This window comes from Variovorax sp. CAN15 (genome assembly GCF_030462475.1).
Taxonomy (GTDB): Bacteria; Pseudomonadota; Gammaproteobacteria; order Burkholderiales; family Burkholderiaceae_C; genus Variovorax.
In genome coordinates, this window is sequence record NZ_JASMRZ010000101.1 from 1 (window position 1) to 17,364 (window position 17,364).

Annotated in this window: 21 protein-coding genes; 9 read left to right on the forward strand and 12 right to left on the reverse strand. The window is 58.4% G+C overall.

Annotated elements, in window-relative coordinates; genetic code table 11:
* The 3 genes from QMO14_RS30195 to QMO14_RS30205 form a co-directional block, all read left to right on the forward strand.
* Nucleotides 1-300: hypothetical protein (locus QMO14_RS30195; protein ID WP_301511688.1), on the forward strand; the 300-nt coding region annotated here is incomplete at its 5' end.
* A 218-nt stretch (nt 301-518) separates the two neighbouring features.
* Nucleotides 519-845, forward strand: coding sequence for a hypothetical protein (locus QMO14_RS30200; RefSeq protein ID WP_301511689.1), 327 nt, complete (start codon nt 519-521; stop codon nt 843-845).
* Nucleotides 835-1,284: a hypothetical protein gene (locus QMO14_RS30205; RefSeq protein WP_301511690.1), complete on the forward strand. Its 450-nt coding sequence runs from the start codon at nt 835-837 to the stop codon at nt 1,282-1,284. Before QMO14_RS30200 ends, QMO14_RS30205 begins: the two co-directional genes overlap by 11 nt.
* A 243-nt stretch (nt 1,285-1,527) precedes the next feature.
* Here the strand turns inward: QMO14_RS30205 and QMO14_RS30210 are convergent, their stop codons facing one another.
* From QMO14_RS30210 to QMO14_RS30220, 3 genes are all read right to left on the reverse strand, one after another.
* Nucleotides 1,528-1,971, reverse strand: a complete 444-nt coding sequence (locus tag QMO14_RS30210) for a type II toxin-antitoxin system YafO family toxin (protein ID WP_301511691.1) — start codon at nt 1,969-1,971, stop codon at nt 1,528-1,530.
* Nucleotides 1,972-2,311: 340 nt separating this feature from the next.
* Nucleotides 2,312-3,418: a hypothetical protein gene (locus QMO14_RS30215; protein WP_301511693.1), complete on the reverse strand. Its 1,107-nt coding sequence runs from the start codon at nt 3,416-3,418 to the stop codon at nt 2,312-2,314.
* 8 nt (nt 3,419-3,426) lie between these two features.
* A complete protein-coding gene (locus QMO14_RS30220) occupies nt 3,427-4,596 on the reverse strand; it encodes a hypothetical protein (protein WP_301511695.1) in 1,170 nt (389 codons plus the stop codon).
* A 731-nt stretch (nt 4,597-5,327) separates the two neighbouring features.
* On the opposite strand from QMO14_RS30220, the gene QMO14_RS30225 reads away from it, so the two are divergent.
* The 5 genes from QMO14_RS30225 (at nt 5,328) to QMO14_RS30245 (ending at nt 8,101) form a co-directional block, all read left to right on the forward strand.
* Nucleotides 5,328-5,765, forward strand: coding sequence for a hypothetical protein (locus QMO14_RS30225; protein WP_301511697.1), 438 nt, complete (start codon nt 5,328-5,330; stop codon nt 5,763-5,765).
* A 288-nt stretch (nt 5,766-6,053) separates the two neighbouring features.
* Nucleotides 6,054-6,395 (forward strand): hypothetical protein, encoded by a 342-nt coding sequence (locus QMO14_RS30230; RefSeq protein WP_301511698.1) that lies wholly within the window; start codon nt 6,054-6,056, stop codon nt 6,393-6,395.
* 84 nt (nt 6,396-6,479) lie between these two features.
* On the forward strand, nt 6,480-6,857 hold the full coding sequence (locus tag QMO14_RS30235; RefSeq protein ID WP_301511700.1) for a hypothetical protein: 378 nt from the start codon (nt 6,480-6,482) through the stop codon (nt 6,855-6,857).
* 115 nt (nt 6,858-6,972) lie between these two features.
* The gene (locus QMO14_RS30240) at nt 6,973-7,566 is read left to right on the forward strand and encodes a DUF1629 domain-containing protein (protein WP_301511702.1); all 594 of its coding nucleotides are present in this window, start codon (nt 6,973-6,975) and stop codon (nt 7,564-7,566) included.
* Between the two features lie 142 nt (nt 7,567-7,708).
* Nucleotides 7,709-8,101, forward strand: coding sequence for a hypothetical protein (locus QMO14_RS30245; protein ID WP_301511704.1), 393 nt, complete (start codon nt 7,709-7,711; stop codon nt 8,099-8,101).
* Nucleotides 8,102-8,449: 348 nt separating this feature from the next.
* Here QMO14_RS30245 and QMO14_RS30250 read toward each other — a convergent pair whose 3' ends face one another.
* From QMO14_RS30250 to QMO14_RS30290, 8 genes are all read right to left on the reverse strand, one after another.
* The gene (locus QMO14_RS30250; RefSeq protein ID WP_301511706.1) at nt 8,450-9,637 is read right to left on the reverse strand and encodes a hypothetical protein; all 1,188 of its coding nucleotides are present in this window, start codon (nt 9,635-9,637) and stop codon (nt 8,450-8,452) included.
* Nucleotides 9,638-9,816: 179 nt separating this feature from the next.
* On the reverse strand, nt 9,817-10,839 hold the full coding sequence (locus tag QMO14_RS30255; RefSeq protein WP_301511708.1) for a ParB/RepB/Spo0J family partition protein: 1,023 nt from the start codon (nt 10,837-10,839) through the stop codon (nt 9,817-9,819).
* Nucleotides 10,836-11,603, reverse strand: a complete 768-nt coding sequence (locus QMO14_RS30260) for a ParA family protein (RefSeq protein WP_301511710.1) — start codon at nt 11,601-11,603, stop codon at nt 10,836-10,838. The genes QMO14_RS30255 and QMO14_RS30260 overlap by 4 nt, the downstream gene beginning before the upstream one ends.
* A complete protein-coding gene (locus tag QMO14_RS30265) occupies nt 11,600-11,899 on the reverse strand; it encodes a TrfB-related DNA-binding protein (RefSeq protein ID WP_301511712.1) in 300 nt (99 codons plus the stop codon). The genes QMO14_RS30260 and QMO14_RS30265 overlap by 4 nt, the downstream gene beginning before the upstream one ends.
* Before the next feature lie 143 nt (nt 11,900-12,042).
* Nucleotides 12,043-12,354: a KleE stable inheritance protein gene (gene kleE, locus QMO14_RS30270; RefSeq protein ID WP_301511713.1), complete on the reverse strand. Its 312-nt coding sequence runs from the start codon at nt 12,352-12,354 to the stop codon at nt 12,043-12,045.
* Nucleotides 12,355-12,464: 110 nt separating this feature from the next.
* Nucleotides 12,465-12,686 (reverse strand): stable inheritance protein KleA, encoded by a 222-nt coding sequence (kleA, locus tag QMO14_RS30275; protein ID WP_301511715.1) that lies wholly within the window; start codon nt 12,684-12,686, stop codon nt 12,465-12,467.
* A 388-nt stretch (nt 12,687-13,074) separates the two neighbouring features.
* The gene (locus QMO14_RS30285) at nt 13,075-14,157 is read right to left on the reverse strand and encodes a hypothetical protein (protein ID WP_301511717.1); all 1,083 of its coding nucleotides are present in this window, start codon (nt 14,155-14,157) and stop codon (nt 13,075-13,077) included.
* Between the two features lie 51 nt (nt 14,158-14,208).
* Nucleotides 14,209-14,625 carry an antirestriction protein gene (locus tag QMO14_RS30290; RefSeq protein ID WP_301511718.1) on the reverse strand — a complete coding sequence of 139 codons (417 nt, stop codon included), beginning with the start codon at nt 14,623-14,625 and terminating at the stop codon, nt 14,209-14,211.
* A 764-nt stretch (nt 14,626-15,389) separates the two neighbouring features.
* Here QMO14_RS30290 and QMO14_RS30295 point away from each other — a divergent pair.
* Nucleotides 15,390-16,247, forward strand: a complete 858-nt coding sequence (locus QMO14_RS30295) for a replication initiation protein (protein ID WP_301511720.1) — start codon at nt 15,390-15,392, stop codon at nt 16,245-16,247.
* 870 nt (nt 16,248-17,117) lie between these two features.
* On the opposite strand, the gene QMO14_RS30300 is transcribed toward QMO14_RS30295, so the two are convergent.
* A partial coding sequence (locus QMO14_RS30300; protein WP_301511722.1) for a hypothetical protein occupies nt 17,118-17,364 on the reverse strand: 247 nt, incomplete at its 5' end.

Here is a 17,364-nt window from a genome sequence, read left to right on the forward strand (position 1 = left end):
CACAAGCTCGTCCAGAAGCTCTTCATCCAGTACCAGACGCTGCGCGAGTTCGGCGACGGTTCCGCTGTTAGACGGCAACGCCAGGAGGCTGGCTGCGGAGGCGATTTAACCTACCAGTGCATGGGACCTCCGTGTAGGAAAATCACCCGTCTTGGGTCGTGGATGACCTACAAACGAGGATCCAAAGCCGCCAATCGCCAAAACGCTGTTATGCGACAAGCTATTGATGATTTGGCGTCCTGTCGGATCGCGACACGTAAAGGTCACATTCGCGACGAGGTCCATGTTGAGCCGCTGTAGGTGTGGCCCGTTCATTTGCGTCGAACAACTACGCGCCGACCAACTATCGAGCTAGGACTGCGTATTCGCCACGGACGGTTTTCGCTTCTACATTTGCAATATAGCGGCTAAATTCCGAACGCGACGTTGAATCTACGGTCGTGATGTGGAAGCCCGAGCCCGCGTTGCGCCAGATTTCGCCTCTACGCGTTCACCGTCAACTTACTCGGACTGGAGCCATGTCATCAATTTTCGAAACCTGGGGTGATGCAGTTCAGCTTCTAACCCCGCTGGTATCCCTCGCAGTTGCGGGATATTCCTATTGGGTAAGTTCGAAGTCGGAGAGGCGGGCGACTCAAATTGTTCGAGCAGCTGCTGAAGCAGAACTCATGAAGGAGCTCATCGCCGCCTCGAAAGATTCAGAGGTGCTCGAAAACGATGCGATGCGGCACATCAGGGAGTTAGAGAACGAGGCGGAGCAGTTGCAGAAACTGATAGCCGAAGCAAAGTTGGCGGCGAATCGAGCGAGCGGACGCTGGGGAGAGGAGGCAAAGAATGGCGGCTAATCCCGATCAGTTGCCGGTCGCCAGTCCTTCCGTCAGTGCGGGATTTGCGGGGGCGGGCGGCGGCACTTTGCTAGCTTTGGTGGCCTCGAGTTTGCCCGAAGGCAACGCGCTCAAGCCATGGCTGCTTTGGGCCGCTCCATCTGCGTCCGTCGCATTTAGCGTGGTTTGGCTTTGGCTAGCTCGCTACGCGACCAGTAAGATGCGGGAACGCGAGGTAAACAAGCTTGTGACGACGGTGCGGCTTCGGATTACGGAGGCCCTAGACGATCCCAATATCTCTGAGCAACACCGGAAAAACCTTTCCGCGGACCTTGAGGCATTGAACGTGATTACGGTCAGTCGGCTCATGGACCGGATAAAAGAACTACACGTAGTAGGAACCGACGCTCCCGCTGCGCCGCCCGTGCCTCCCAAGCCGATGGCAGTCGCCGCGGAATGAATGTGATCGCCGGACGGCGGCGACAGTCTGCAAGTGGTCGCGTGCAGCCGTGCAGCTATTGGTCGTACCTTGAGGCAGCCGGGGCCTGAAAAGGTAGCCTTCGAATTTAGCGGCTAAATTGCGACCTCGACGCCGCAACCTAAGTCGTCGTGGCCACTCGGCGCGTTCTGCACGGGCGGCTGCCTCACTCGCGGACCGGACTCATCAAAGATGCACGCCTAACAGGGGTCGTGTTCTCTGAATTCACCGGGTGATGTCCTGTCCATTGAAAATGAAGGCCTCTGCAACCGCAGCGAAGGATTCCATCGTGGCTCTGTCTTCTGCGGTTTTCATGTTTGCGATAGCGTGAGCGTCCGGCTCGTTCAAGATGAATATCAAAAGGTGATTGCCTTTGCCATCAGAGGCATATACCAGCACGCGATTGCTGGACTTGCGCGTGCGCAGCCAATGTTCGCTTTCCCACTTCTTGAGTGCAGTGGGTTCGAAAGGCTTCAGATGCACGTGACGGAGGACGTAGGGCCTACCACCAACCGCTGGCCGTACATACGCTGAATCCTTTCCAAAGAACTCATCGTCGTATTGGTCAGAAAGCTCGGTCCATTCTTGGAAATAGATTGCCCAGTCCGCCGGGTCTTCGCCCAGCGCCCGGATCTGGTCATCAAAAGGGCGCGTGCGCGAAGTCGCCACGATGGTGGCTGACGGCGCTTAAGCGCGCCGAATCTGACCGAAGGCCGCGTGCGCAGCCTTACCGCTGAAAAGATCAGCGTGCGTTCCGTCTGAAATCTTCTTCAGACCGCGCAATACCCCGGCCTTGGCTTTTTTGCCAGGCGCTTGGGCGCTCGTACGGGGTGCTGGCGTCTTAACGTCTGCTTCAGGCACCACGAGCTTGAGATTAGTCAAAACAACAGCCATTGCATCAACATATCACAAAGTGGCTCTCAGCGCTTGGGTCGGGTTCTCTGATTGCCGGAGACCCAAGTTTTAGCTCCGCATTTTGCCGGTTGAGCGGCAGCTTGGCGGCGCTCAGCTAGTCCAGCGAGCATGAGTTGACTGACGCACCCGCCGCCTTCGCATCGCGAAAACACTTGGCCACAGCGCAGGCCAGCAGCCGCGGCAATTTCAAGTCCCGGGCGACCTGCAACGAAAAGGGCGCCGCTCCGTGCGGGGCGGGCGTTGAGGTGCTCCATTTGACCTCCCGCACATGTGGCAGATAGATGTAGTCGGGCGTCGGGACGTTGATGGACACGGCACCCTCGCTCAGCACATTGAGCTGCGAATTCAGATAGTCGTTGATACCCGCCTCAACCTTTGGCGCCAAAATATCGAAGAGCGGTCGCTTCAAGCCGATCGCGTCCAGCAGATTGAACAGATCGCTTTGCGACGTTTCAAAATTATTAGACGTCATGCGGTACTTCACGTCGATCTTCTGGTTTGGCGCTTCGCCCGTATGGAAGACCTCCAGCTGGTATAGCGCACGTCCTGTGCCGCTATAGAGGTTTTGCGTCTGCTCAGCCCGGCACATGGGTTGGACCGTAGTGCAAACAGGCAACTCGGGAAGAGAGCCACCATGACATCCACTGAAATTGCACGAGGGTAGCGACCCTGAGGACCCACCAGTGCAGGTCGTCTGAGGTAGTCCGCACGGTAGGTCCAAAGAAGAGCACAACCGGCTGGTCGCATTCTGTGTGACTTCGACGGCGGGAGGCGCATACGAGCTAACCCGGCCGGTAGTTGCGCCCAACGATTTGGTGCAACTATCGGACAACGACGCCCGCAAATTGGCTGCAAAGGCAGCGGCGGATTCCGGTAACCAATTCCTGAAGAACCCGATGTCCATTTTCTCGTAAATGATCACGCCTGCCGCCTCGCCCGTGGCCTTGTTGGCCGGCGACTCGATAAATCGCAAGCGCTCATTAAGAAACATCAGATCCAAGGGGCCCGCCTTATCGATCGTGATCGGGCCTGTGTTGATTTCGGACAGATCGCACGCCTTCTTCGGCGCCGGCGCTTGGAACGCACTACGAAGCGCTTGCGTGGCCTGCACTTTTTTCACAGGGCTGACGCTCTTGCGCGGTGCGTCTCCCGCGTGGACGATCCCGCCGAGAGCGGCGCTAAGGAGGGTAGCGGCAGCCACAGCTGGCTTCATTTGACCCCCGCGAAGATGCAAGCGGTGCCTGTTTGGTAATACACGCCCTTGTCAGACGCCATGGCGGTTAAAAGGCTCCCGCCAAAGTTTGAGTTGTAGTCCGGGTTGGCAAACAGCAGATTCGGCATGCCCGTGCCGGCGTTGAAGACCATGCCTGCCGTGCTGTCGTTCTTTTTAACCTGCACTCCTCGCACGTTTTCGGGGAAATGAAGCGCAAAAAACGGCCGAACATCTGTATCGTGCAAAAAGGAGGGGAAGGCGCAGTAGGCGCCGGTGTTGAACACTTTGTCTCGCACAACGGTCACGTCACTGCGAACGCACGACTGCTTCTGAAGACCAAAAATGCTGTAGATTTCCGCGGGATCGTAGGCGCCGGTGCCGCTGGGCTGACGCAGCCGATCACGCGTCTGCTTGAGCTTGTCCTGGTCCGGCGGAAAACCGCGCATCGCGCATCGCATGGAATCCGCGCTGTCGCAGATGGACACGCAGTCGACCATCTCGATCTTCTTCATCTCCTTCAGTACGGGCGCGTCGGGATGAATTTGGATGTCGTTCGTCAATGGCAGCGCCAAGCCGTTGTTGTCTAGGCTCGCGACCACGACCGATTGCATCTGGGCTACGGTCGTTCGATGCTTCGCGCGCATCGCATCGGCGGTCACGTCCAGGGCGGCGAAGGCGCTCTCCTGAACGGATGCGTGCTGAGGCTCTCGATACCCGCCGAGCATAAAATCCTTGTCGAAGCACAGACCACCCGAATTGCTCTGCTCTTCCTCGTAACCCAGATCAACGCCGTCATTGCGGTTGGTGACGCGCGCGGGAAGCGTGTATTCGCGCCTCTCGCGGTCATCAGAGCCCTGTACTTTCCAGGTGACGGTGATCGACAGGCGCCTGAAGCTCGGATTGATGAGCCAATAGTGCCGATTGAGCGCACAGCCATCCGCTTCCTGCCAACTCCAATCGAAAGCGGGGAGCGGATCGGGGCCGCGGGTTGTCTCTGGCCACTGCGTTTTTTGTCCTGGCGGGGGCTCCACCCGGCAGACGCAAAACAGGTCGCGATACTCGTTAGACGACGCACATGGCGTTCGGCAAGTCAGGGCCGGCGCTTCTCCATTGCAGCCCGCGAGGAGTAACAACGTGCACACAAAGAGAGGCCGATAAAGCAGCATGTTTCCCTCCGTCCGACTTGTTGAGTTTCAGGAATTGCCTTCATGAACGGTGATCGCAGCGTGTCGCAGACAGCGCCCGCTGAGCGGGCCCATGGAGCTTGCCGACTTGCCTATTTCCATGCTGCTGAACGCCACGCCAATACCCGCGCATCTCCGCCGAACGTCGGCACATTGATCCCTTGGCCTCCCTTGGCTGCCATCGAATCCGCCAGCTCGACCGCAACCGCTAAATCTTCGTCAACCGCGCAGCCAGGAATCTGATGGGTGTGTATAGACAAATGACAGCGCCATGAGGGATCTTGCAGCTGGTGAAATGGGCGTCTCCAATAGTCGGTGCGGACAGCCTGATCCAAGTTGTCCAGATTGTCATCAGATAAACGGGGTAGGGAGCAGCGTCATCGACCGATCCGGTAACTGCACACGCGACTTGGAGAAGAAGGTCGAACCGATCCTGCCGAGATTCACGTGGCGCGGTCTCATCCCTTTGGAGTCATCTGTCGAGATTCACGGGCCGCGGAATCCTCATCCCTTTGGAGTCAACGACTTACGGGCGGATCAATCATTGAGGATGGAACCGCTGTTTCACTAAGGATGGAATTCCTGTGGTTTTGACTCACTAACTTTGGAATTTAGCGGCTAAATTGCGGCGTCAGCTGGCGTTCGTCACTGCGGCGGGGCGGCATGGCCGCCATCGGCCAACACCGGACACTCAGGAACAACTCGAAAAGCACATGCAAATCGACGTCCCTTCGCTGATCAGCCATGCGTTTCGTAGGTCGGCCGTCGATGAGGCGGCGACCGGCCTTGACCGCCTCGGCATCCCCAGAGATTCCCAGCTGGGTTCCTTCTTCCTTCGGTATGGCGGCTCCTATGCCAGCCCAAACACCGGCTTCGAGTTGCTCGCCCTGGTTGGAGAGAAGGGGCAGCATTCCGTCGAATCATCGACGTCGCTGGTTCGTAGTCGCTTTGGGTGGCCCGACCGATACCTAGTGCTCACCAACTTTCTCGGGGGTGGGGTGATGGCCTATTACATCGCGACCGAACAGGTCTTCGAAGTGGACTTCGAAGGCGGCGACACCCTGCTCAAAAATGGTCAGCTCGACGCTCGCTACCCTTCGTTCGTGGAGTTTCTGCGCTTTTTCTTTGGCGAGGCTTCAGCTACCGCTTGACGAAGCCCGCGTTCGGCCAAGACCGGACCTTCCCCACGACCCTTCATCTCCCCGCGCAAAGAGGCCTCTGTGGTTCCACGTCAAATACTAGTCACGTTGGTGTTGGCAATTGCTGGCCTTGCCACCGCGCAGCAGCCACCCGACTGGGTCCGCTTCCATCGAAAGAGCGCGGGAACTCTAGACTCGCACGGATGGACTACGGCAGTCTCAACTGACGGAAAATTCACAGTCAGATTGCCCTGCCAGTTCAACGATTTCACTATGGACACTCGAGAACAAGATGGCCCGGTGGCAAAGACATTCATGCTCGGGTGCTTGCGGCAGGACAAGCGCAAGTTCATGGCGAGTCAGGTGAGCTACAAGGCGGGCGATGGCGCTGCTCGCCAGCGCTTCGAACTCAACGTTCAAGCTCTTGGAATGCCGGGCATTCGCAGCAAGCGAGAGAGCACCTTTGATGGGTACCGGGTATTGGACATCGAAGCTCGCAATGAGAACTCCTGCAGTTTCATGCGATATGTGCTGGTCGAGCCGACCCAGATCGCGATGATCGTCGAGGCTCCGCTCGCCGAGTGTGATGACCTTGCCGCCGACAGCCGAGTATTTTTTTCCTCTTTGAGGGTCCGTCCCTAGGGCCATTCATGGCCAATACCGGTCGCTCACGGACTGACCTGAAATTGTCCGGAAGCTGACGCTCTCACAAATTACAGGTTCTTCATGAACGATCCAGCGCGCATTCCCCAGGCGATCTTTGATGCCGTCTCGCCACTTCTGGAGCCGGAGTGGGTCGAGCTGATTGTTGACTACAGCGTAGACGAAACCCAAAGCGAAATTGCGGCGAGCTATTCGCTCCAAAGGGACGGGCGCCTCGAAGAGGTTGCAATTTTGCTCCCGCATGTCGTAGATGGATTATTTCGGGCCTTAAGGGATAGTCTTCCCGATCGGGCGACGCAAGCATTCTCGGCCTGCCGTTACCGCGTTACGCGAAGCGGCTCCTTTGAAGCCAGCTATTCATACGAAAAAGTCGACTGGGATGACCAGTTGGCGCGCTCCGGATGGAACTTCCCGGACATCGCGACCAAGCGAGCACAGTAAATGGCGCCGACCCGATGTGCGGCTACAGTCGGCCAGGAGCGGAAGTTCGTGCCAGCCCGCTGAAGACCTTTTGGCCGCATGCGTCTGAGTGCTGTATCGTTTCGCAGAGCACATCATGAAACTTCTCAGCTTCGACCTTTCTAGAGACACGCCTGCGCCGATTGCCTCTCCAAATCTTTCGGACCTTCATCGGCTGTGGGACAGCCACGAGAGGTTCCACTTGAACATGGGCAAATCCTACGCGGCAACGTGGCCGGTGATTCGAGTTGACATCGAAGACGACCGTGAGCGGCCCCGCGGCCTCACTGACTTCATGCTCACAGTCCCATTCCGGATTGCCTCCGCTCGGCTCGTGAACGTATTGAGGGAGTTTGAATGCGAGTGCGAGTACCTGCCACTTCAAGTACGGTATGGCTCGGAGCGGCTTGTAGGGCGCTACTTTGCGCTCAACGTCCAGAGAATTTTGAAGTGCGCCATCGACCGCGAGCACTCAGTCATCGGGTTCTACGACGAGGAATTCGGCATGGCAGAGGACATTGAAGAGCTTGTGCTCAAGGAAGGGGCGATTGGTGACGCGCCGCTTGCCTATTTGACCGAGATTGGGCGCTTTGCTGTCAGTGATGAACTCGCCGACGCGCTCGTGAAAACCGGGTTGGTCGGGCTTCAAACTATCGGTCCCGAGTTGTTCCCGACGCGCATAGGGGAGTGATTTCGCGCTCCAAGACCGGCGGCGAACGCCCGCTTCGGAGCGCATCGAATGTCTCTTCAGGGCCCGTTCTCGGCGGGCAGGACCGGCTACAGTCGGCCAGCTTCAGGCATTCGCTCATACTTCTTCAACTCCTCGCATCCTCATGGCACGCCGCGACTATTCGGAAGACGAAGACTTTTACACACAAGGCTTCGAAAGCCCCGGTGAGGTTTCTATCTGGCTCGGCTACTCACAACACGCCAATGGATCGAACGATGTGCTGCAAGATCTCTGCGGAGTCGGCTACTACAGATTGGACGACCAAGAAGCGAACTGCTTTTCGTTCGAGCTGACAAAGGTGGAGCGCCTGCTGAAAGAGATTTCGTACTCTGTCAGCTTCATAGACGCTGCAGTGAGAACGGCAAAACGTCGAAAACTTTCAGAAGCGCGCTGGGTAACTGTCCAGTTCGATTTTGCGTATGCGCCAGAAAAGGTGAACAGGCCAGTCGCCGCTGACCCAATATTTTTGGGTGTGTTTCGCTACTCCGAGGAGTAGCGCCTTCAGAGAAATGTCCGCTTTCGGGCAGATCGAAAGACCGCAGTGGGCCCATTTGAGACATTGGACCTCACCCAAAGCAGCCGGTCGCGAGCCCAGATCGGGAGCGGCACACATCGCGCGGATTCAGTGGCGAGAAATCTAAGTTTGCGAAGGTTCAACGGCGCGCGGCGCGAATGTCTGATGGCGCCAGCGTTGCAACAAAGGACGGCCCGGAGTTCTAGCCGCTAAAGTTCACTGGCGTTCCGCAGCTAAGCGACCACCGTTCTAGGTTGATGCTTGGGCAAACCCCAAGCAAAAAGCTTAGTCGGCCGCAAATTTAGCCGCTAAATCGCATCGCCGGGTATTTCAGGCCTCCAGCACCGCGGTAACGGGTGACGACACGGCGGTGTCAGTCCCCGCCAGTGCGTTCGGATCACGAGGCGCGAACCCTCCGACCATTCGCTCCAGGAGTCGTGTGCGTACCAGCGGCGGCAGACCTTGCCACCAGCTCGGCGTGCAGAAGAAGTTCTCAAGGTACTCCAATCCGACGTTCAATATGGCATTCGAGTACTGCTCATGAGGTAGCTTTTTAAGCGACTGGACGAATTTTCCAGCACGGGTGTCCGCGCCGCCGAACCAGCCAAACACCGCACACGTCGTCCCCCCAAGAGTCGTGATGTTCAAGGCGATCACGTCCGCCACTCTGCCGACTCCCAAGACCTGAAGTTTGTTACCTGCAAAATCAAATTCCGGCATGAACGCGCCAGCTGCGGCAAAAGGCAAGACGCCGTCGAAGCGAACCGCGAATGTCCTGAACTCAGCAAACGTCTGAGATAGAAAAGCCTCGTCGTAGCGACTTTTGAGAGCCTCCACGTCGTCCATGGCTTTCTCCATCCCTTTTTGCTGGAGAAAATAATAGTTCTGAACTTCGCGCTGACGCTCGAAAGATGCGCCGTTGTCGATGAACTCGCGGCTATCCACATGGGCCGCCAACTGCGCGGCCTTCGATGCGACCTCATAGGTCACAGCACGAAAAGATAACAGGAAGGCGTTTTCAAGATCCAATGCAGAGGTAGGCGACTCCGCCGGGAGAAACAACTTCGTGTCGTGAAAATTGCAAAAGCCAGGAAAGGTTGATGCGGCGGCCAGCCCGACCTTTGCCATGTCGTATTGACCCTCTCGTTTGTGGAGGTCGCTAAAGGCTCGCTTTGCAGAATACACGTGCCCTTGCTCGGCAATGGCCGAAAGTCCGCCGCCGCGCTGCACGGTATGCGAGCTAATCGCCCCGGCGCTTGAGCAAGTTTCGGGGCCTGAAGACGGATGCAGGCAAGGCCCTTCCATGAAGAACGCTCTATGTCGATTGTCAGCGGCCCCAAAGGGGACAGGCTGTTGGCGTTCTCTAATCGCGTGGCACCACTTCCATTTCTTTTCAGAGCCGCACCAGCAGGCCCCATAAACTTGGAGCGGCCGACGCTCCGCGCCAAGAGGATTGGCGATTCCGGCCGCTTCAAGGCTCGAAAAAAACGAGCCTCGCGTACTTAGTAGATCTTCCATTTCGCTTCAGCTTGCTCCGGGGTGATCGTTTCGCTTGGTGGTGGATTGGCCGCAGAATTTAGCGGCTAAATTTCCTCTCCTGGCCTTGAATCTCAAAGTCGTGACGGAGTGGTTCGGCATGGCGAGACGGGCTCGCCTTCAACGCAAAGACGGGGAAGTGGTCGCACCCCCCCGGTTTTTCAGCCCTCAATCAGGCGGTTCAGCTTGAACTCGCCGATGTCGATTTCCACTTCTTGGCCATCGTCGTCGAATTTGATCCAGGCCAAGCCATCGGCGGACCACCGCTTGCCAGTGATGAGGCGGGCGGAACGATCTTGATAGGTTCCGACGATGAACGCCTTCTTGATCTTGGAGGGATCGCTTTTGGGCGCCTTTGCGCCGTCCTTCGACGAGGGCTCCTTCGAACCTTTGCCAGGAGCATCGCCGCCGCCGGCGCTGTCGTCTTCGTCGTCGGAACCACCAGCGCCGTTGCCGCCCTTGTTTTCAATGAAGTCGCGAAGCAGGCGCACGGAACCGCGCGTGATCTCTTGATCCTCGACGGCTAGCCATTCCTTCACCGCTTCCGGGCTCTTTTTGAAAACACGGCCCAGCTCGGCCACCAGCGTCACGTCTGCCACGCGGCCGGAGTCGAAGGCCTCGGCAATCGGCGCAGCCATCTTGAGCAGGCCCAGGTGCATCGCAACGTAGGCTTCAGACAGGTTCGCCGCCTTTGCGAATTCCTTTTGGTTCAGGTCGTGCTCTTTCATGTAGCGTTGATACGCCTCGGCCTTGTCCTTCGCCGGAGTGTCGGCGCGCTCCTGATTCACCACCAGCTGCTGGATCACCGTGAAAGGTTCAGTGATGTTCGCCTTGATCGTCGCTTTGTTCAGCCGCAGGGAAGCACGTACGCGGCGCGCACCCTCGTTGATGATGTAGCGGCCCGGAACATTGGGATTCGCATGCACGGAAATTGGCAGAAGAACGCCGTGCGCGTCGATAGAAGCCGTCAGCTCGGCCATCTCCGCCTCGGCGAAGTGCTGGCGCGGCTGGTTCGGATCTTCATCGATCAGCGCCAACTCCAGTTCGATCGCCTCGCCCAGGTCGGCCGGCGCCTTGTCGCTGAGCAGGCTCGAAAGATCGCCCAAGCCCTCCAGCCCCAGGCCGCTGGATTTCGGAGCCTCTGCTGCCGGCTTCGCAGCCTTGTTCTTTGTAGCGGCACTCATTCTGCAATCTCCATCTTCTTAAACACGTGCTGTGCGAGAGCTCGCACTTCCTTCGTGGCCACCCGGGCGGCCGTCTTCTTGATTTCCCACACCGGAATATTCGTGCCCAGCGCCTCCGCGATGCTGTCGCGCAAGCCGACGCTGACAGGCATCACTTTGTCTGGATAGGCCGCGCGCAGCGCAGCCAGGTTGGCGACGTGCCGCGGCTTCCGGGCGTCTACCTTATTCGGCACCATGCCCAAAAATTTGAGCTTCGTGTTGTACTTCCGCAGGTTGTCGATCTGCGCATTCATCAACTTCATCCCCTGGAGGCTGTACGCCTCCAGTTCGATGGGCGAGAGCATGTAGTCGGAAGCCAGGACCGCGGCCGACATAGCCTTGCCCAACGCCGGGGCGGTGTCGATCAAGCACAAGTCGTAGTACTCGCTGAGGACTGCAATGCACTCGCGCAACGCTGTCGCCGCTTTTGCCAGTTCCATTGAGCTGTCAATATTTGCCAAGGCGGCATCTGCAGAGATCAAGGACAGCCCACCCTGCGAATGCTCTTTCACTGCTTTCAGCAATCCTTTGGTGTCTCCCTTGAAGAGCCCACTCGCAGTGAAGCCGCAGTTGAATTTGCCGAGGGTCGTGGAGGCGTTCCCCTGGAGGTCCAGGTCCAGCACCACGGTGCGAAGCTCACGCTCGTAGGCGTCGAAAGCAAGATGGCAAGTCACGAAGGTCTTGCCTTGACCGCCCTTCTGAATAGCGGTGACGAGAGTTTTCATTGGTTGAGCTTTCTTTCGGCCGCCTTGGCCCACTGCTTGACCTGAAATGCCTGCACTGCCGGAAGCACTGCCTCCACGCGCTCGAAGCCCGGAGGGATCTGGCTTGCGTCCCACACTTTTGTCACTGCTTGGGACACTGCGCCCTTCGTGAGACCGTGTGCCGTCGCTACTTCCGACTGTTTTTTCCCGTCGACCAGTACCGCCCGCACCATCTCCACCGTCTTTGGCGCGAGCGACAGGCCCACGATTGCCCGAAGGAACTCTTCCTCCGAGAGCCGCTTTGCGTTCATTGCCATCACCCATCTATTTCTCCGCACTCTGAGTTGAACAAGGCGGTAACAGCCGCCGACAAGCCTATAGTTTAGCTAAACGCGGTCAGCGAGTCAACAAATTTAGCCGCTAAATCGATTAAATCAACGATTTAACGAAGTGGAAAGCGTCACAAACGACGCGGCTTGTAGGAAGAAACAAAGAGAAGGAGGGCGACGAAAACGACGAAGTGAAGCGCGAACGTCCAGCCCGCGTATGCATCGGGCGCCTTCCAGAGGTAGAGCATGCGGAAAAACTGCCATGCGACGTCGATCGCAAGGACCCATCGCAATAGTGGCCAGAGCAGAGCCAACACCAACTGAATCCCCCCGACTACACGCGCCACTGCATTTTTCATGGCGTCATCATGCCTCGACACCGTCGGTGCGACGGCGACTGGAGGGGGGCGCGAACGCCCAGGAAACTTGATCACATTCGTCATGCTTGACCTCTTAGCTGTCCAATGTWGGAATACCGCAGCAAGCCGCACTCTGGTTTGGACCTTGCTGTAACAGCGGCAAGGTCAAGCGCCCCGGCCTTGCCGGGGCCGCTTCACCTACGACGGGACTGCCGCTGCGCGGGCCCTGTTGATTTCCTCCGGCTCCACTTCACCGCGACGTCTCGCTCCAGTTGAAGGCATTCGAGGTACGCAACCTGCTGAAGCTCGACGGCTTTTTTCTGCAGGTCATTCGCTTCAACCAACACAGCGGCGATGCGCTCAACGCGTCTCAAAAGCGGGGTGCCTACCTCGGGCAAGCGTTCTACCCATTCCATCATCAGATTTCTCCGGTTTCGACCGTGGCAACGTGCCTGGCCATATCTACAAGTTTAACTAAACTCTTGGTGTAGCGGGCGATAAATTTAGCGGCTAAATTGCATCGGGCGGGCTGTCGGGGTCGTGCCAAATCAAACCGTAGCCTGCTTTTTCACACAGTAGTGCCCATGCAGAGAAGGGGATGTCCGCCTCACCGCCCACCCACCTCCGGACCGCTCGCCCGCCTTTCTCACCCAAGCCAAGAAATCTCGCCACCTGCCCGCCGGACATTTCAGTCAGGGCCAGAACACCCCGAATTTCTTCTGGAGTCGGTGCCTGCCATCCAGCATCAGCGGGGAGAAGGCATTCAGGCCTCAGCGAATTTAGTTTCTCGGTCACGGGTTCCCTTTAAGTGAGTGGCCGAAGTGCCTCCATCGAATAGGCGGTTTCAATGCATCGCGGGTCCAGGTACGCGATCTTTCTTCCTTTCCTGTTCCTCCGGTAGGTCACCTCTTTGTCGTCGTGTGCCCACACGGTGCCGGTGGCATCACACACACTCGTAATGATGACAACCTTTCCCAGCCGATTCTTCAATGCCTCGCGCGGCTCGAAGACGATCTCGCATCGCTGTTCGGGCTTGAAGATGGTCTCCATCGAGTAGCGCCCACGACGCGCTTCCTTCTCCGCAGCCCGTGCCGCGGCTACCTGGGCACGAGCGGCCTTGGCCCACTTGCGCACGATGAACGCTTGATAGGACGGAAGCATCACATCTACGTGCACGAAACCCTTCGGAATATCGCGCTGATATTCCTGGCCCCGTGCAGGCGCTTCCGTCACATCTCGTCTCGGCGCCGGCCGGAGAGCGAGCACCCAGGCAGGTAGCGTCTGGCTGGCCACGAGGCCGTGATGCTCGCGATGGAGGTACGTCCGACCTGATTCAAGCAATCTGGAAAAGGTTGACGATGCCACGCGGTCGACAGGCATGCCGCTCATTGGACTGATCGTTTCAAAGCAGTAGCCCGTACCCGAAATGAACTGCGTGTCGACGTCTATCGCGCGAAACTCGAAACACCAGTCCAGAAGCAGCCGCTTTCCGGGCCTGCTGCTCACCAGGCAGCGGATGCCGTCAACCTCGATCACGAATTCGCCTTTTTCCCCCCAGCGCGGCACCGTGCCCGGCTCCGCCTGGCAATGTCGCTCGACCAGTCGCGCCGCTCCCACGCTCGAGGGCGAGACCTGTTCAATCCCTCCCTTTCCGGCGAACTTCGACACGACGGCGGCGTAAATCGATGCCGCCTTCGTCAACTCGCCCTCGTCTCCAGCGATGACTGCAACGTCGCAGAGGTCAACAGCGCTGCGAGCGAGAGCCATCAACGCATTGAAGTCGTCAGGCAAACGCGCTGACAGCGCCGAGAACTCTCCCTCACTCGTCAGGTTCTCCGAAAGCGGTTCGTGCGCTCGAAGCTCTCGCGTCGAATTCATTTCGTTCATTGGACTTCCCCCAGAAGGTGATGAGTGCCCCGGCAAGCGGGGCACCGCAAATCAGTCGATCGCGCGGCAGATCAGGGCTGCTTGCGCGTGATCGAGGGAGAAGTCGCGCACCTGGTGGTAGAGATCCACGAGCTTGGTGAGCTGCGTTTCGCAGGCCAGCTGGTTCAGTGCGAACAGGCATGCGACGAGCCCGGCGGCGTCGGGCGACAACTTGCCATCGAAGCAATTGCCCTCAACGAGGATTCGAAGATCGGCGCTCGCGGCCGGCGCCATGTAGAAGCCGCCATTGCTGAGCGTGTAGAAATTCCAGTGCCCGCCCGTGTAATCTTCGCTGAGTCGGCGCATCCAGCCGTACACGAGGGCTTCAAAGTGAAGCATGTGCTCGGTTCCGATGAACCTCGGAAAGATGGTGAGTCGCAAGGACTCTGGGACAACGCTGGACGTGACTTGGGTATTGGCTTCGTGCATGAAATGCTCCGGTTTCGACCTGGGCGAAGTGCCCGGCCATACCCAATAGTTTAGCTAAACATTGGCTCCCGGTCAAGCAGATTTCGTCTTGCGTGTCGCCGGCTTCGAGTGCTGCCCCCTCTTGGAGTAAACCTGTCGGCCTTGTCGCTGGCGTGGCGTACAGAGTGGTGACGCTGCGTGCTCTCGGTGACTTTGAAGCTCGCCGCGTGCGGCGACAGGCTTGCCTGGTCTTCTTCGGTGTGCACAGCGCCGTAGGCGCTGCTGTTCAGCAGGTGAGCGCGCAGCGCGAGGGGCGCAGCCCCTGGGGGATGCCGGGTGGGGAGCGCGTAGCGCGGGCGGAGGCCGTAGGCCGGAGGAGCCGGCGGGGGCGGAGCCCCCAAGAGGCGGTGCTGATTCACCCACGCGTTGTTCTTCGCGCACATGCGTGGTTTCTTAAATCTTTTCTTCTGTTTCTTGTGTCCAGGCGATTTGTAACAAAACCGGTCGCAAACCCGCATGGATGCTCGATTGTTCTTGTGGATAACTCGCACCCTATTCGGACGCCGGCCGGTGACATTCGGACACTTTTCCGGGGGAGTCGGACGTCCGCCGGTCGATATCCACAGGCCGCAGCCCCCCGTATTCGGACAAATACCGGTGCTAGCACCCAAAGAGCAGGGCTAGCACCGAAAATTTTCTATTCGGACATTGCACCATCGATGTCCGAATGGTCTAATAGTCGGACACGTCACCCCTCTTGTCCGACTAAACCGGAGTTTGTCCGAATGACAACCCAACCGCAGCGCTCCGCCGAATACTCCATGGTCATGCCTGAAGAAGCTCCTGACCGCCACGTCTCGATGAGCAATCGCCTGGCGCGATCTGCGCAGGGACTGAACCTGGCAGAGAAGCGCCTCATTGCCATGTGTCTCGCCGGAACCGATTCGGTCCCGATGAAGGGCTTGGCGTTGGCAGTGAATGCTGGATGGAAGATGAAGGTGTCCGCACTGGAGTACGCGGAGCAATTCGGCGTTCACCCAACCACCGCCTACGAACAACTCAAGGACGCATCGAACAAGCTATTTGAACGCGAGGTGCGCTACGAGATCAAGGGGAAACGCAATCAGCCCGAGACGAAGAAATTCCGCTGGGTGTCTGGCGCGCACTACTTCCCGGGGGAGGGCTATGTCGAAATCAACTTCACGCCTGAAATCGCTCCGCATTTGCTTGGACTGCGCAAGCAGTTCACCAGCTACAAGCTGCGCCATGCTGCAGCGTTCGACAGCGTCTATGCGTGGCGCTTGTTCGAAGTGTTGACGTCCTGGCAGAGCACAGGCTTCTACACAACCGCGATCGAAGACTTTTGGGAGGTCATGGAAGCTCCTCCCAGCTGCCGGAAGGACTTCAAGGCTCTACGCACGCGCGTCATCGAGCCCGCTGTGCTTGCGATCCAGACGAAGGCCTCCATGACGATCGAATGGAACACTCTCAGGGCAGGTTCACGCCGCGTCACCGGTCTGGAGTTTCGCTTTCGACCCGACCCGCAGGGCAAGCTGGACATTGACAACTTTGGAACTCAGGCAAGTGCTGACGTCGACGAAGACGACGATGAACCGGAGCTCGACTTGTCAGTTTCGCACTGACACCGGTATTTGTCCGAAAGGATGCCGGGAGGCACAACGCGCGGGGCACCGGAATTTGTCCGAATAGAGTTCGCAACCCACTGCGGAGCCACACCGGCGTTTGTCCGAATAGGGGTGCTAGCCCTCCACCGGTATTTGTCCGAATAGTTCTGGTCTGCTCAGACGCCCTGCACCGGCATTTGTCCGAATGGGTTTCCGCTCGAAGTCTGGCGGTCACCGGAATTTGTCCGAATGCTCCCGTTGTGCCATCACAACGACCACCGGCATTTGTCCGAACAGGGTCGCTTGGGGCGCGGAAAACGGCCAGATCCCCGTCGACTAGCGAGTTCCCACCGGCACCGGAGTTTGTCCGAATAGCGTTTTCGCAGCTATAAGGCTGCCATGAGGCGCAGTAGTGAGTGGGCGCTCACCAGAACCCGGCATTTGTCCGAATGCACCGCAGACACCGGGTGAGGCAGTTACCCAACCGAACTCACACAAGGCCCGGCATTTGTCCGAATCGCTTAGACGYCCACCGCTACGTGCCGCGGACACTCCCAGCCAGCAGCCCGACGAAGCGACCTTTATGGGTCACGCAACCCGTTGCATCGTCCCCGCAGGCCTATCTTGGGCGACCCAGATCGTTTCCGTCGCCCGCCGCGAGTGATGGGCCAAGCCCTGCGAGCTCGAAAATCGTTCGGACAAGCACCGGTCAACAGTTGTTGCCAGTCGAGAGCTGTTCTCAAGATATCTTCCTAGAGCAGCTGCAAGCTGGTCATCTACATCGCAAATGCCGGGCCGCCGGATCGGCGGGCGCGAGGCCGGCGATTCGGCGGGGCTGCAGTCGGCACGCTGATGAACACGTGCGGCGGGTACAACGACGCGAGCAGTTCAACGGGCCGCTGGAGCGACGACCTTGTTCATGGCCTGGGCACATTGCCGAGTCGCAGCCCTGACGACCGAAGCAAGCAAGGACTCGCCGTCCTCGCTGACGAGTTGCTGGTTCGTCACCTGGCGAGACGTGTCGTCAGGCTCCAGGCCGATCCAGCAGGAGCCTTGCCAGATCGGCGTTCCATCGGATGTGTCGATGAGCGCGGCGCTCGCGCCCAGCCAGTATTGGTTGGTGGCCCACGCCGTG